The 14,545-nt window shown below is 38.2% G+C and carries 12 protein-coding genes; 2 read left to right on the top strand and 10 right to left on the bottom strand.

Going from position 1 to position 14,545, the window contains the following annotated elements; translation table 11 throughout:
* Nucleotides 1–67: 67 nt before the first annotated feature.
* Together rfbC and GXP67_RS16345 are read right to left on the bottom strand one after the other, a co-directional pair.
* Nucleotides 68–604: a dTDP-4-dehydrorhamnose 3,5-epimerase gene (rfbC, locus tag GXP67_RS16350; protein WP_162444114.1), complete on the bottom strand. Its 537-nt coding sequence runs from the start codon at nt 602–604 to the stop codon at nt 68–70.
* A 90-nt stretch (nt 605–694) separates the two neighbouring features.
* Nucleotides 695–1,804, bottom strand: coding sequence for a glycosyltransferase family 4 protein (locus tag GXP67_RS16345; RefSeq protein WP_162444113.1), 1,110 nt, complete (start codon nt 1,802–1,804; stop codon nt 695–697).
* Nucleotides 1,805–2,184: 380 nt separating this feature from the next.
* Here GXP67_RS16345 and hflX point away from each other — a divergent pair, with 380 nt between their 5' ends.
* On the top strand, nt 2,185–3,438 hold the full coding sequence (hflX, locus tag GXP67_RS16340; RefSeq protein ID WP_162444112.1) for a GTPase HflX: 1,254 nt from the start codon (nt 2,185–2,187) through the stop codon (nt 3,436–3,438).
* A gap of 107 nt (nt 3,439–3,545) precedes the next feature.
* Here the strand turns inward: hflX and GXP67_RS16335 are convergent, their stop codons facing one another.
* Nucleotides 3,546–5,015 (bottom strand): MltF family protein, encoded by a 1,470-nt coding sequence (locus GXP67_RS16335; RefSeq protein WP_162444111.1) that lies wholly within the window; start codon nt 5,013–5,015, stop codon nt 3,546–3,548.
* A 595-nt stretch (nt 5,016–5,610) separates the two neighbouring features.
* Nucleotides 5,611–6,033: a histone gene (locus tag GXP67_RS16330; protein WP_162444110.1), complete on the bottom strand. Its 423-nt coding sequence runs from the start codon at nt 6,031–6,033 to the stop codon at nt 5,611–5,613.
* 450 nt (nt 6,034–6,483) lie between these two features.
* On the opposite strand from GXP67_RS16330, the gene GXP67_RS16325 reads away from it, so the two are divergent.
* The gene (locus tag GXP67_RS16325; protein ID WP_162442259.1) at nt 6,484–7,251 is read left to right on the top strand and encodes an IS5 family transposase; all 768 of its coding nucleotides are present in this window, start codon (nt 6,484–6,486) and stop codon (nt 7,249–7,251) included.
* Nucleotides 7,252–7,537: 286 nt separating this feature from the next.
* Here the strand turns inward: GXP67_RS16325 and GXP67_RS16320 are convergent, their stop codons facing one another.
* The 6 genes from GXP67_RS16320 to GXP67_RS16295 all read right to left on the bottom strand — a co-directional run bounded on the left by GXP67_RS16320 (nt 7,538) and on the right by GXP67_RS16295 (nt 14,520).
* Entirely contained in the window at nt 7,538–7,780 is a 243-nt protein-coding gene (locus GXP67_RS16320) for a type B 50S ribosomal protein L31 (RefSeq protein WP_162444109.1), read from the bottom strand.
* Between the two features lie 88 nt (nt 7,781–7,868).
* The gene (locus GXP67_RS16315) at nt 7,869–9,527 is read right to left on the bottom strand and encodes a M1 family metallopeptidase (protein ID WP_162444108.1); all 1,659 of its coding nucleotides are present in this window, start codon (nt 9,525–9,527) and stop codon (nt 7,869–7,871) included.
* A gap of 193 nt (nt 9,528–9,720) precedes the next feature.
* The gene (locus GXP67_RS16310; RefSeq protein WP_162444107.1) at nt 9,721–10,884 is read right to left on the bottom strand and encodes an MFS transporter; all 1,164 of its coding nucleotides are present in this window, start codon (nt 10,882–10,884) and stop codon (nt 9,721–9,723) included.
* A gap of 134 nt (nt 10,885–11,018) precedes the next feature.
* Nucleotides 11,019–12,905, bottom strand: a complete 1,887-nt coding sequence (locus GXP67_RS16305; RefSeq protein ID WP_232065241.1) for a CHU_0125 family OmpA-like outer membrane integrity protein — start codon at nt 12,903–12,905, stop codon at nt 11,019–11,021.
* Between the two features lie 221 nt (nt 12,906–13,126).
* Nucleotides 13,127–13,615: a hypothetical protein gene (locus GXP67_RS16300; RefSeq protein WP_162444105.1), complete on the bottom strand. Its 489-nt coding sequence runs from the start codon at nt 13,613–13,615 to the stop codon at nt 13,127–13,129.
* 107 nt (nt 13,616–13,722) lie between these two features.
* Nucleotides 13,723–14,520, bottom strand: coding sequence for a (Fe-S)-binding protein (locus tag GXP67_RS16295; RefSeq protein ID WP_162444104.1), 798 nt, complete (start codon nt 14,518–14,520; stop codon nt 13,723–13,725).
* Between the last annotated feature and the right edge of the window lie 25 nt (nt 14,521–14,545).

Raw genomic sequence — 14,545 nt, 5'->3', positions numbered from 1 at the left:
AAATTCTTATTCATTACTATCCGGATTATTAATAGTATCACCGGATTTTAATCAGCTTTGCTGCCAATTAAGCTATTACTACTTCCCGTAATAAGGGTAAAGCCTGGTCTTTCTCGGATACTACCGGATTACTTATTCCCCAGTCTATATTCAATTGCTTGTCGTTCCAGATAATTCCGGATTCAGCTGCTTTGTTGTAGAAATTAGTGCATTTATAACTGAAGATAGAATCCTCCAAAGCAACAAATCCATGTGCAAACCCCTCGGGTACATACAACATATTGTTCAGCCGGCTATCAAGAATTACCCCTACATACCTTCCAAAAGTAGAAGAATCTTCCCTTATATCCACCGCTATATCAAGCACTTTACCTGTAATTACCCGTACTAATTTACCTTGTTCATAGGGCTTCTTTTGAAAATGCAAGCCTCTAAGTACTCCCTTACGGGAAAAAGACTGGTTATCCTGAACAAATTCAGAAGGAACCCCATTTTCCAGAAATAACTTTTGCTGAAATGTTTCAAAAAATATTCCCCGTTCATCTTCCAGAATACGGGGAAAAATTTCTACAAGTCCTTTTATATTAGTCGTCTTAAAAATCATGTTTATCGCTTGTACAACTGCGTTTATCTGTAAAAATAAGAATATTTCCTAATAAAGCACTTCTGGCAGATGATTTACGCAGATTTGTTTTCAGGCAGGAACCTGATGCAAGCCAATTGCTTCCATATATTTATCAATTACTAGCGTCTCGTCAAACTTTTCCTCTACTTTTCTCCGGCTCGCTTCACCCATTTCATGTAAAGATGAATTATCCAGCTTAGTCATTTTCTGCATCTGCCGGGCAAGATCAACGCTATTTTTCATCTCACATAAAAATCCATTGTACTCATGTTCCACAATTTCTATACATCCAGGCACTCTGGTAGCAATCAGTGGCTTAGCTAATGCCGCTGCTTCGAGTAAAGTACGGGGGGTGCCTTCTCGGTAAGAGGGCAATACTATACAGTCGGCATGGTTAATAAAATGGGTTACATTGTCAGTAGTCCCCAGGTAATCTACCAGGCCAGCTTCTATCCACTGATTCAGCAATCTTTCAGGAATACCCGAAGAGCTATTGTCTTTAAAGCCCAGCAGTTGAAATTTTGCGTGTATGCCACTTTTTTTCAATGTCTGAATGGCTTCTATATATTCCACTATTCCTTTATCATACAGTAATCTGGCAATCAGCAGGAAAGTAAAAGTATGGTTCCGCCGGAAGGGCAAAGGTCTGAATTTCTGTAAATCTATGCCTGAGCCGGGTAATACATCGGTGATAGATTCTTTTACCAGACCCCGTTTGATAAACAGATTCCGGTCGTCCGGATTCTGAAAGAATACTTTGTCAGGCAATGTAAAGGTAAGCCGGTACAAAAATTGAGCTAATTTACTGGTAAGGTTATTTCTCAAGAAAACAGTACCTAAACCTGATACATTATTGATTACTTTTAAGCCAAGCAGGGAAGCTGCTATGGTACCATAAATATTTGGCTTAATGGTATAGTGGAGGATAGCGTCAGGTTTAATGGCTTTGTATATCTTGTATAAACTGGCTGTATACGCCAAGTCTTTTACCGGATGTGAACCTTTATTATCCAGATCAACTGGTATATATCGGCAGCCTACTTCCACTAAGCGTTCTGAATATTCATCAGGTGGAGCAATAGCGTATACTTCATGTCCTGTTTCCAGAAAAGTCTGGATAAGCCCCATTCTGAAATTGTAAATGTTCCAGGAAGCATTTAAAACGATAGCTATCCGCATGTAAAGGTAGTTTTCAACAAATATAAGCAGAGTAGGCGGTTGAATTATTCAGTTAGCCCAGCAGTAGAAGTATGTAAACAGTTCATACCTCTACAAGCTCTGTCTTAACGTACAAATATTAAATTTATGTTACCTGTTATCTTTCTATTACAAGTATCGGTTAAATGAACTATTCAATGCAAATTTTATTATAAATAATGTATTACACAGATTTATTTCTATCATGTAATATATCTTATACTTTTAATCATTTCTTTTTGTTGTTACCTTCGCTTCCATGCGTTTTTTAGAAGTATTTGACAAAATAAGGTAACCGGGAACCAAAAATACATGGCAACTCTTCTTGTAAAGAAACTTGTGAAAGTTTTAATTTTAGTAAAATGAACTACACTCAAAAGTTACATACTACAGACAAAAAACAGGAGACGGCGGTGCTGGTAGCACTCGCTACTTCCAAACAATCGATAGAGAAGACAAAAGAATATTTAGATGAACTTGCATTTCTGGCGGAAACTTCAGGAGTGAAAACACTGCATCGCTTTACTCAGAAACTAGATAAACCAGATTCAAGGACTTTTGTAGGAAAAGGGAAACTGGAGGAAATTACGGCTTTTGTAAAAGATAAAGCCGTGGACATGGTTATCTTCGACGATGACCTCTCGCCTTCACAAGTACGTAATCTGGAAACAGAATTGCAATGCAAAATTCTTGACCGCAGCCTGCTGATTCTAAACATCTTTTCTATACGGGCGCAAACATCGCAGGCTAAAACACAGGTGGAACTGGCGCAGTACCAGTATCTGCTTCCACGGCTTACCAGAATGTGGTCGCACCTTTCCAAGCAGAAAGGGGGTATTGGTATGAGAGGTCCTGGCGAGAAAGAACTGGAAACTGACCGCCGGATTGTACGCGACAAAATCTCTCTCCTACGGGATAAGCTGGATAAAATTGAAAAACAAGGTTTTACTCAGCGAAAATCCAGAGATAAAATGGTGAGAGTGGCGTTAGTAGGCTACACCAATGTGGGGAAATCTACTTTAATGCGGCTTGTTTCAAAAACCGATGTATTTGCTGAGAACAAGCTATTTGCGACCGTAGATTCTACGGTCCGTAAAGTAGTTTTTAACCAGATTCCTTTTCTGCTCACAGATACAGTAGGATTTATCCGCAAGTTGCCTACTACGCTGGTTGAAAGTTTTAAATCTACGCTAGATGAAATACGGGAAGCAGATTTGCTTCTCCATGTGGTAGACGCTTCACATTCATCTTATGAAGAACAGATCGATATTGTAAACACTACTCTGGCTGAAATTGCTGCTGCTGACAAGCCTACTATTCTGGTATTCAATAAAATAGATTTATTAGCTGCCTCCAGTGGCACTAATGGGCATTTAGAGGAAGATGAGCAGGATACATATAATGTAGAACACCAGGAAGGACATATGTCATTGGAGGGATTAAAAGATTCTGTAATGAATCATCATGCGACTGATACAGTATTTATTTCTGCTGAAAAAGGGTTGAATATGGATGCTTTACGGGAGTTGCTCCTTGAGAAAGTATCGCAGATACATTATACCATCTTTCCAAATTATTTAAAAGACCAGGTATTCTCTGGAGAAAATGGCCAGTAATCACGTATTATATGAATAAAAGTACTACTAGAGTAGCAGTACTTTCAAAAAAGTGAAGGGTTTAAGGATGGGAGTATAATTAAAAAATAGGGTTGTGTAATCCTGCATTAATCGTGCTGATGCGCTACATTCTGATAGGAATTGTAATAACCAAGTATATTTTTAACATATGAAACTGGCTCTTTACCACGGCAATACCCACATTTTACTACTTTATCCTTGTAATACTCAGGTTTAGAAATTTTCAATAACATCTGCTCTACATTTCCTTCCCACTTCTGAGCATTTAAATGATACTTTTCGGCCAGCCGCCGGGCATCCAGAACATGCCCTAATCCCACATTGTATGAAGCTAATACAAATTTTACAAGCTCTTTTTTATCATGTATGTGCGGCTGTAAGCTTTTTTCGAGCCATTGCAGGTATTTGATGCCAGCCTGCAGATTGCGTTCCGGAGAAGTGAGCTGATTAACTTGTAAACCTAGTTCTTTGGCAGTTACAGGCATAAGCTGCATAAGTCCTGTTGCGCCTACCCATGATTTGGCTGTCGGATTAAATCTTGATTCTTGAAATACCAGGGCAGCGATCAGTTTCCAATCCCATTGAATCTGCTGGGCATATTTCTTAATAATACCATCATATTCTGATACACTACCAGCTTTAGCAAGTGGCAAATTCTGACGTAAAGTTGCTTTTCTGGTTTCAGATACATCATTATACTTCTGAACAATCAGGTTATATTCCAAGCTATGTCTGCGCTTTTTTATCCATTGATTTAATGTTTCCAGCAAATCTTCAGATCCTTTATTCACTACCCAGCTGACAGGTAATTTTTTTGTGAGCGCTACCGAATAATTAATATTGTCGTGAAATACTCCCACATTCCTGGCAATATAATCGTATGTAACTGTATAATCAATTTTGCCTTTAGCCACCATTTGTATCAGGTCTTCATCTGTAACTGTTTCAGTAGCCTCCTGAATTTGTAATGTTATATTATGGCTTTGAGCGTAGGATTCAAGTGTAGATTTAAAGCAGGAATTTTTGCGGATCATTACTATTTTTCCATTCAAGTGAGCCGGACTATCTATAGAAGTGGCCTTATTGCGACGTTGTACAAGGCAATGTTTACCATCAATTACAGGAATGCTGAAGTCTACTTTTTCTAACCTGTCAGGAGTTACATTATATCCAAAAGCAATAATATCACCTTCCCCATCTTGCAAACTATCTATCATGTTAGCTGCCTCTTTCATTATTTTTGCTTCTACTTCCAGGCCATTTTCTTGTGCAAAAAGATTGATAAGTTCATAGTCAAGACCCATCAACACACCTTTATAAATAGAATGGCTATACAAACTGGCATCTAATAAAACTTTAATTTTTTTATCCTTCAGAGGTGAGCGCTTTTTTACTTTGGTTACCGGCATGTGCAATCTCACGATAGGAGAAGTTTTGCTTTTCCTGGATTTACGTACTGAATGCATTGCCTGAGGCGAAAAGCCTAAAGAGAAAACTTGCAACACACATAAAACAATAAAATGAAAAGAGTACTTGGCCGGTTTAAATTTAAACATGGGTGTAGATAGTAAATGTCTAACATCAGACAGGTAAAGGTGAAACTTCTTTATAAGTATGAATCAGGAGTACCGGATGCTGTTACAAGATAAATACAGGATAGTGGATGTCCTTTTTTATCCGAAAACCGGCTCAATTATGTACCAAGCAACGAAAAGCAAAACTTTTATTTAGAATTTGCCGGGTATGGCATTTACAAGGGTAGCTACTTCTGTATCAGTTAAATATTGCTGATTATACTTGCTATATTTTTAACTGATTTGTAAGTTGATGTAAAAATACTCTGGAGGTAAACCATGTTTTATTATATTTTTTATAAATAAATTAAAAATGGCTTTTTGTATAAGATTATGGCCTTTTCAGGTGAAATTTAGATGCAAATAAGACAAGGTTTTTAGTAAATAAAACTATCGTATCCAGAGTCATTTTTTGATGTGGACTAGAGTAGTGTTATGCCTTTCAGATAATATGCTTCTCTAATTTAATGTCTTAAGAATCCTGTTAAATCTATTAGAGTATTATAAAAAATAAAGCCAACCTAAATTATGGTTGGCTTGGAATTAAACTTAAAACGAGTGCTAATTGCCTGTATATCTATTTAGCTGCGCTCACTCTTGGTGAGGCTGCTTTTTTAGCAGGAGAAGCTACTTTTTTTGCAGTTGCTTTTTTAACCACGCTTACTGTTTTTTTCGTACCAGTAGCGGGTTTAGAAGCTTTAACTACTTTTGGAGCAGCTGCTTTTTTAGCAGGAGTTGCTTTCTTAACAGCTACAGCAGGTTTTGCTGACGCAGCTTTTGTAGTTACTGTAGCTTTTTTTGCTGGAGCACTTTTCTTAGCTGATACTTCTACTTTTTTGCCAGCTTTTGGAGCTACGGCTTGTGTAGCGGTAGCTTTTTTTGCTGGAGCTGCCTTTACTTTAGGAGTGCTGACCTTGCTAGAAGCAATTTGCTTTTTTGCAGGTGTAGCTTTCTTTGCAGAAGAAGTTGTCTTGTTAGACTTTGTGTTGGAAGTTGCCATCTTTTTTTAATTTGATCCTGTTTATTATTTAGTGTTTACTTTTTGTTGCTATTGATACTTTGTCGGGAGAAAATAGTAAACAGGTTATAAGCCGTAATATTTATGTAAAAAGTACATGTATTTTAACTTTGTAAAAACTATTAAGTTGTTGAAGAGTAACAGCTTATCAATATACAGTTGAAGTGGCCATATGATGGATGAAGAGTAATTCTAGAAGAATAGAGTGGACATTTAATAGCACATATGGTTTGTAAAAGAGAGCAACACTACAAAGAGCATATCTTGTAATATGTAATAAATAACCACCTTACTAGGGTAATATCTTACATTTTTCACCTGCCTAGAAAGCATTTTATTTTTTAAGATCACTTAGAGAACGTTTTGGAAGAATAAAAATAGGGTAAAAGAAAGAATCAGTGAGTAAACTTGAGGTGTCTAATCATCAAGTTTATGCAAGAAAAATTCTCTGCGCTCACTGACCCTGAATGGGAAGTTATCAAGGAAATAATTGATAACCAAAGAAAGATTAAACATGAAAAACGGGTGATAATCAATGCACTGCTTTGGCTGCTAACTACGGGCAGCCAATGGCGCAATATGGAAAGTAAGTACCCACCCTGGCAAACCATTTACTATCATTTCAGGCAGTGGAAAAAGCGGGGCATTATTGAAGAGTTGTTAGCTTTTTTAGCAGGCAGAGAAAGAAAAAAAGCAGGCAGACAAGCCCTGCCAAGCGTGTTGGCCATTGATAGCCAAAGTGTTAAGATTATACAATTTACCAGTCAGGATAAAGGCATAGATGGCAATAAAAAAGTGAATGGCAGAAAAAGACATCTGGCTGTGGACTGTTTAGGTATCCCCTGGGCGGTGCATATTACAGCTGCTAATATATCAGACACCACAGCAGGATATGAGTTAGCAGCTAAGTTGAAGGGCAAGTCCGCCCGCCTGCATACCCTGAAAGCAGATAATGGCTACACAGAGACTTTTGTGGAAGAAGTGAAAAAACAATATGGATGGAGTGTAGAAATTGTACAAAAGCCTGAAAGCGTGAAAGGCTTTGTCCCGGCAGGGGGCCGTTGGGTAGTGGAACGTAGCTACGGATGGCTCAATTTTAAGCGTAGGTTGAGCCGTGATTTTGAAAAAAGCACAGAAAGTTCGGAAGCCATGCTACAATTAGCCTTTATTGATACTCTGCTCAAAAGAAAAACCGAATAATATTTCAAAACATTCTCTTATACAAATGTGTTTTTTTCACATAAATATTAGAAAAACAGATGATATGTAATCCCCATCTTTTGGCAATAATTCTAATTTCAATAGACAATTAAGATAATATATGGGAATAAATTATCTATTGTATAAGCTTTTAGGTGGATTATGTTATATCTATAAAATAAACAGGGCTATTAATGTTAGAAATAAATAGCTTTTATTAACAATATTTTAAATAAAAAGCCCACACAATAGTGCGGGCTTTCTGTGAAATAATGAAGGCAAATGCTTATTTTTTGTAACGTCTGTTGAATTTCTCCACACGGCCAGCAGTATCCAAAAGCATGTTTTTGCCGGTATAGAACGGATGAGATTCTGAGCTTACTTCTATTTTAACTACCGGATAAGTTTTGCCATCTTCCCAGGTAATGGTATCGGAAGAGGTCATGGTAGAGCGGGTTTTAAACTTGAAATCACTCGACTGGTCCCAGAAAACTACTTCATTGTATTTGGGATGGATATCTTTTTTCATGACTATAAATGGATTGATTATATGCTTTTACAAAAGGAGTGCAAATATAAGGAATTAATTAAAAATAAAATAGTTAAGGCATAGATTTTTAATTTGCTGCCTTCTTAGTCTGAATATAAAATAAATCCATAGCAACAGCGAATTTATTGGCATTGCCGATTTGAGTAAGGGTTTGCCATTGGGATGTAGGTGTAAGGGTAATCCATTTCCCGTTTCCCATATCTATTTTTACAGGCATTTTAAAATCAGCAACATTCGCTGTCCATTTGTATTCCAGTGTTAATTTTTTACCCTGCGGTTTCAGACGGTACTCTAATACCGGGATCTCTGCATGGCGGAGATACTGGTTGAAAAAGTAGGTATAATCTTTTCCGGTTTTGGCATTAATAAAAGCCACAATTTCCTGCGTATTCGTGTTTTTGATCTTAAACTCCTGGGCAATTCCATATATAATCTCAAACCACAATTTATCATTATCAATCACATTTCGGAGTGTATGCAGCACATTGGCACCTTTAAAATACATATCACTAGAGCCAGATGCATTCACTTGCAGAGGAGCAATAATAGGTTCCCGGTTTTCAATGGCTTTTCGTAAACCCACAATATATTTCGCGGCTGCTTCCTTATTTTGCATACATTCCAGATACAAGCCTTCTGTATAGGTACAAAATGATTCATGAATCCACATTTCGGCATGGTCCTGTGCACTTACACTATTTCCCCAGTATTCATGGCCAGATTCGTGAATAATCAGATAATCAAACGATAAGCCGATGCCAGTACCTGATAAGTCCTGCCCTGCATATCCTGGCAGGTAATTGTTTCCATACGCAACTGCACTCTGGTGCTCCATTCCCAGATAAGGTGTTTCAACCAGAGCAAAACCGTCTTTCCAGAAAGGATATTTGCCAAATAGTTTCTCATAACAAGCCAGCATAGGTTTTACCTGCCCAAACTGTTTACGGGCTTTATTCTCATTATAGGGCAGCACATAATAATCCAATGCCAGTTTTTCGCCATCCTGTGCGGTATAGGTGTCTGAGAAATGAGTGTAACTGGCAATGTTTAGGGAAACATTATAATTATTGATGGGATAACTCACAAACCAGCTATACTTTGAATAGCCATCGTTGAGGTTCGTGGTACTGCGGAGATTTCCATTGCCAACGCACATCAATCCCGTGGGAACTTCACAGGATATACGCATGCTGTCTGGCTCATCGGAAAGATGATCTTTGTTGGGCCACCATAAGCTGGCACCAATTCCTTCGCACGAAACTGCTATCCAATCCTTACCAGTTTCGTCTTTTTCCCAGCTAAAGCCTCCATCCCAGGGTGGATTAGCCGCTATAATGGGTTTGCCTTCGTAATAAATGGAAATTGAATCTATAATCCCTTCTTTCTGGATTTGTGGAAATTTTATAAACACAGCATTACTATCCCGCTCAAATTTTAATTCCTCACTATGGTGCAAAATCCGGCTGATTTGCATATTGCGGAATAAATCTACCTGTAAGCGGTTAAAATCAGCGGTGGTTTTGTAATAGATGGTATTGTACCCTTTGATAGTTCTTTCTTTAGGTTCTACTCTCAGATTCAGGTCGTAGAATACCACATCATAACAAGTTCGGGCAGATGTTAAGCTTCCTCGCAGGCTGTCGTAGCGAGTAAAGGACTGGGTAAATTGTGCTTGTGCAGGAACGATGAATAGCATCAGGAGATATAATAAGCCGGTACATTTCATGAAATTATATATTGATCTGGTAAGTGTATGTAATAATATACGGTTGTTGGTTGTTGGTTATTTGTTAATAGTCATTAGTGTTATAGGTGTAAATCAGTTTTCCGGATAATACATAATCCCTATTTTACTTTCATCTAAGAAGATAGTATTGAAAAATTTCTCAAAGGATAAATTTTTTTAGTAAAAATAAGTATCATTCTACAACTCCTACCCTTTGCGGGCTATATGCCTTAACTTTTATAGCCAGCAATCCAATAAGTGCACCCATCAGTGCCACACAAGTAAAAGAAACCCTGAGATTGAAGCTTTCAGCAATAAATCCAATGATGGGAGGACCAAACAAAAAACCAAAATAACCTACACTCGAAACGATTGAAATTGCTACTCCTGCTGATATATTGCTGGACCTGCTACCCGCAATAGTATATGCTAAAGGAATAACAGAAGAAACTCCAAAACCTACTAAAAAGAAACCGATAATCGCTGGAACCAATGATGGAAATATCACAGCGATTAATAAGCCAATGAAAATTAAAGCACTACTGATTTGTAGCATCTTAACAGCACCGAGGCGGTCTGTTAAAAAGTCAGAGATAAATCTGCCTAGTGCCATTGTGCTCATAAAAGCAATATACCCGGCTGTTATTAAAGCTTCTTCAGCTTGTACTACTTTTTGAAAATATACGCCACTCCAGTCGAACATACATCCCTCACATACCATTCCACACAGAGAAATTAAGCCGATCCGGAGCAACCAAGGTTCAGGTTTCTGAGAAAACAAACCTTTCTGAGTTTTTCGGCTCTCCTGTTTAAGCGTGTATCGAAAGGCAAAAGCCACAATTATATAGCAAATTACTGAAACAATAATAAAATGGATCAGAGGAGGAAGTTCTTGGCCAATCATAAGTGCACCAATGGCTCCACCGGTAAATCCGGCAAGGCTCCATAACCCATGGAACGAAGCCAAAATAGTTTTGCCATATAATTTTTGTACCCCAATAGCCTGCGCATTCATAGAAATATTGAGCAGATTACCACACATTCCAAAAACAATAAGAATAGCTGCCAGCACCCAGAAAGAGGGCGCCAGACCAATAAAGGGAAGCACACAAGGATATAAGATACCAGCTAAAATAACTACTCTCCGGCTACCGATTTTATCTACCAGCCAGCTAACTAAGGGCAAAGCAACAAAAGAACCAATAGGCATTCCCAGTAAAAGCCCTCCTAATTCTCCTTCACTTAGGTTTAAAGCAAGTTTAATATCCGGAATCCGGGAAGCCCAACTAGAGAAGCAGATGCCACTCAAAAAAAACAAACTACTAATTGCTATTCTTCTATTAATATTAATATCCATATATAATTGCCCAAGTAATGGTAATATCTGCTGTTAATTTTAGATATTTTTTAGTGAGGATTTCTATGAAAATCAAACAGGGTTAAAGCTTATAGTGCTTTAACCCTGTTTGGAGAATTTACAAATTATAAAAATTACCTTGTTCCAATTTCAAGAATCTTAATTTCTGTTCTACGGTTCCTCTGATGGTCTTCTTCTGTCTGGGCATCCTGCACGATCAAGCGGGTTTCGCCGTATCCTTTTGCCGTAATTCTACTGGCTTGTATACCATTATCAATCAGGTATTTTACCGCTGAATTAGCCCTGCGTTGCGAAAGATCCATATTATAGGCATCTGCTGCTCTTACGTCAGTATGAGAGCCTAACTCAATTTTAATAGTAGGATTATCTTTCAGGAAATCTACCAGCTTATCTAACTCTTCAGCCGCATCAGCCCGGATTTTATCTTGATCAAGGTCATAGTAAATATTATCTACCACAAAGACTTTATTGACTTCTTCTTTATCCAAAGGTACTTTAATATTAAAAGTAGTATCAGTTACTGGTTTTATAAGTAGTTCCTGTGGTATGGTCCGGCCTGACATGGAGAAAAATTCCCTCCTGGTGAAATAGGTGGATTTTTCAGCAATGATAGTATAGTTCTTACTTTCCTGCACTTTAAATTTGAAGGCCCCATCTTCAGCCGTTGTGGTTTCGCCAATAATTTTATTGCCCTCCATAAACCTGATTTTTGTGTTACCCAAAATCACTTCTTCTTTACTCTGCGGATCACGGGTTACGGTTATACCTGCCAGAAAGTAATTAACAATTTTGTAATCAGGCGTTTTATCCATAAAAGAATAAATATCATCGTTGCCTTTTCCACCTTCCCTATCCGAGGAGAAGTATCCCGCTAAGGCATCTTTAAACACGATTCCAAAGTCATCAGAAGTGGAGTTCATGGGAACGCCCATATTTTTAACTGTAATAACTCCCTCTTTTCTATTGGCTACAAATAAATCCAGCCTGCCTAATCCGGGATGGCCATCAGAAGAAAAGAACAAACGCCCATCATCAGATACATAAGGAAACATTTCATTGCCTGCTGTATTAATTTCTGCGCCCATATTGGTTACTCTGCCAAATCTTCCGCTGCCATCTGCAGTAGCTCTGTACAAATCGATACCACCCAGACTATTTTTCCTATTAGAAGCAAAGTACAGTGTTTTTCCGTCGGTAGACAATGCTGGACAAGCGTCCCATGCTTCTGGATCGCTTACGGAAAGTAATTCAGGTTCTGTCCACTGATTGTCTTTAAAACGGGAAATGTATAAATCCACATCCTGTGAACCTTTTTTCTTTCCAGTATTTCCTCTGGCGAAAATCATCGTTTTCCCATCTTTAGAGAAGGTAGGAGAAGCTTCATTCACATTTTCGAGGTTGATTTTATCGCTGAAGGGCTTTATTTCATTTGAACCAGCTGAATCGCTTTTCAAGGTATAGGTATACAAACCATCAAAACCAGTTCCAGTGGCTTTATAGACTTTTTCTTTGCGGGAAGAAGAGAAAATCAGATTCTCGTTCTGCAAAGCAGGAGAATATTCCGAAGCTGTTGTGTTGAGTAAGCTTAGGTTTTCTATCTCATAAAAAGTTTTCTCATCCAGAATCTGCTGAACTTTAGGCAGGTTTTCTATTTCTTTTCTGGCTAATGCCTTATTTTTCAGGTTTTTGCCGGTTTTGTTATATTGTTCAAACTGATCTGCTGCTTCTTTGTATTTTCCCTGCGACTTTAAAGCGTAGGCATAATAAAATTGTACAGAATCTTCTTTACTGCCTGCAGCAATGGCCTGCTGATAATAAGGAGCGGCTTTTTCAATCCGGTTAGATAAACGGTACGATGCAGCGATAGCCGAATTTACACGGGCCGGTGCAAAATTCTTTGCTTTGGCTTTTTCATAATTTTCAATGGCAACCTGGTATTCGCCTGCTTTAAATCTTTTCTCACCCTTTTTAAAAGACTGCAAGGCGGAATTACAACTCATGCTTAGAAGCACTAGCATACACAAGGCTCCTATTAATAATTTATTCATATGTCTATATTGCTTAGAAGGTGGCAATACTGTTTCTGCTAATTTACCCAATTAAACGCTGATTTTTATGCTTTTGTATGTGAAACATCTAGCGAATTACAGACTTTATTCATCCGATACATAATGTTTGTTCAGGCAAGCCGCTATTCGATTATTTACCAGCGTACATTACACTAATTCTGGAAATATTTAGCTAGCCATGATTCTCCGGCCGGAACCTGCCAGTCGCTTTTCATTTCACCTACAGTAGTTACGGCATTATTGAAGGTAAGCGTTTCTTTTTCAATCATCCCGGCGCTGATATGGGTTTTCAGATTCCTGAAATTTTCTAGTACAATACCCCCATTTTGTACAAAAGCCTGCTTGGAGCGGTCAAAGAAGTCTATGTCCAAATGTGTGCCGAGGTCTTTCAGGTAATGAACAGATTTATCGATAGAGCAACCGCTTGCCAGATTATGCTCTTCATCTACAGCCAGGATCAGAAACAGATTATACAGCAAAATAGCTGATCCCTTAAGTGTTTTTCCGTGAGCGTCCCAATCCTCAATGAAGTTTTTTAAATTATCCAGTATGACTTTCTGTGTTTTTTTGTCTAGCGTACGATTTGCCTGATACACCCATACTTTTGCATGAGCAGGCATTTGTTCAAAATCTACAAACATAGGTGGATGTGATTAAAAGTGAATATCCGCATTACAACTTAAAAAATGAATGTACAAAATTAAACTATGTTTTGCACAAACCTATGAAAGTGTAGCGCTATTTACTTTTATAACTTTTCTGCTCTGGCAATGAGTTCCGCAATATCATAAACTTTTACTTGTGTCTCTTTTTCTTTGTTTTTTACGCCATCTGTGAGCATGGTCATACAGAAGGGGCAGGCAGAAGCGATCACAGTGGCACCAGTAGCCAGCGCTTCTTCGGTTCTTTCAATATTTATCTCTTTACTTCCTGGCTCTGCTTCTTTAAACATTTGCGAACCACCTGCTCCACAGCATAAACCTTTGGCACGGGAACGTTTCATTTCTACTAAATCTGCATCAAGTGCAGCCAGCACTTCTCTGGGCGCTTCATAAATTTTATTGGCTCGTCCCAAGTAACAAGAATCATGATAGGTAATGCGCTTGCCTTTAAACTCTCCACCACCCTGTAACTTGATGCGTCCTTGGTTAATAAGCTGTTGTAAAAATGTAGAATGATGAATTATCTCATAGTTACCGCCTAGTTCCGGATATTCATTTTTAATCGTATTAAAACAATGCGGACAAGCGGTTACGATCTTTTTTACATTATATCCATTCAACACCTGGATATTAGCAATGGCTTGCATCTGAAACAGAAAATCGTTACCAGCCCTTCTGGCAGGATCGCCAGTGCAGTTTTCTTCCGGACCCAATACGGCAAAGTTTATTCCTACTGCATTCAGGATTTTTACGAAAGCAATGGTTACGGCTTTATACCGGTCATCGAAAGAGCCGGCACAACCTACCCAGAATAGTATTTCGGGTTCTTTCCCTTCAGCTATCATTTCTGCCAGGGTAGGCACGTTATAAGTTGTTGGATTCATATATAGTCTCTGCTTCTGGCATGAA

Source organism: Rhodocytophaga rosea, assembly GCF_010119975.1.
GTDB lineage: Bacteria > Bacteroidota > Bacteroidia > Cytophagales > 172606-1 > Rhodocytophaga > Rhodocytophaga rosea.
Note: the sequence above shows the minus strand (reverse complement) of the source record. Positions and strands in the feature narration are given on the sequence as shown.

Bases quoted from the DNA above. Each gene is read 5' to 3' on its own strand.
- rfbC (WP_162444114.1), bottom strand. From the start codon at position 604: ATGATTTTTAAGACGACTAATATAAAAGGACTTGTAGAAATTTTTCCC.
- GXP67_RS16305 (WP_232065241.1), bottom strand. From the start codon at position 12,905: ATGAGTTGTAATTCCGCCTTGCAGTCTTTTAAAAAGGGTGAGAAAAGA.
- GXP67_RS16325 (WP_162442259.1), top strand. From the start codon at position 6,484: ATGCAAGAAAAATTCTCTGCGCTCACTGACCCTGAATGGGAAGTTATC.
- GXP67_RS16345 (WP_162444113.1), bottom strand. From the start codon at position 1,804: ATGCGGATAGCTATCGTTTTAAATGCTTCCTGGAACATTTACAATTTC.
- GXP67_RS16320 (WP_162444109.1), bottom strand. From the start codon at position 7,780: ATGAAAAAAGATATCCATCCCAAATACAATGAAGTAGTTTTCTGGGAC.
- GXP67_RS16295 (WP_162444104.1), bottom strand. From the start codon at position 14,520: ATGAATCCAACAACTTATAACGTGCCTACCCTGGCAGAAATGATAGCT.
- GXP67_RS16335 (WP_162444111.1), bottom strand. From the start codon at position 5,015: ATGTTTAAATTTAAACCGGCCAAGTACTCTTTTCATTTTATTGTTTTA.
- GXP67_RS16330 (WP_162444110.1), bottom strand. From the start codon at position 6,033: ATGGCAACTTCCAACACAAAGTCTAACAAGACAACTTCTTCTGCAAAG.
- GXP67_RS16300 (WP_162444105.1), bottom strand. From the start codon at position 13,615: ATGTTTGTAGATTTTGAACAAATGCCTGCTCATGCAAAAGTATGGGTG.
- hflX (WP_162444112.1), top strand. From the start codon at position 2,185: ATGAACTACACTCAAAAGTTACATACTACAGACAAAAAACAGGAGACG.
- GXP67_RS16310 (WP_162444107.1), bottom strand. From the start codon at position 10,884: ATGGATATTAATATTAATAGAAGAATAGCAATTAGTAGTTTGTTTTTT.
- GXP67_RS16315 (WP_162444108.1), bottom strand. From the start codon at position 9,527: ATGAAATGTACCGGCTTATTATATCTCCTGATGCTATTCATCGTTCCT.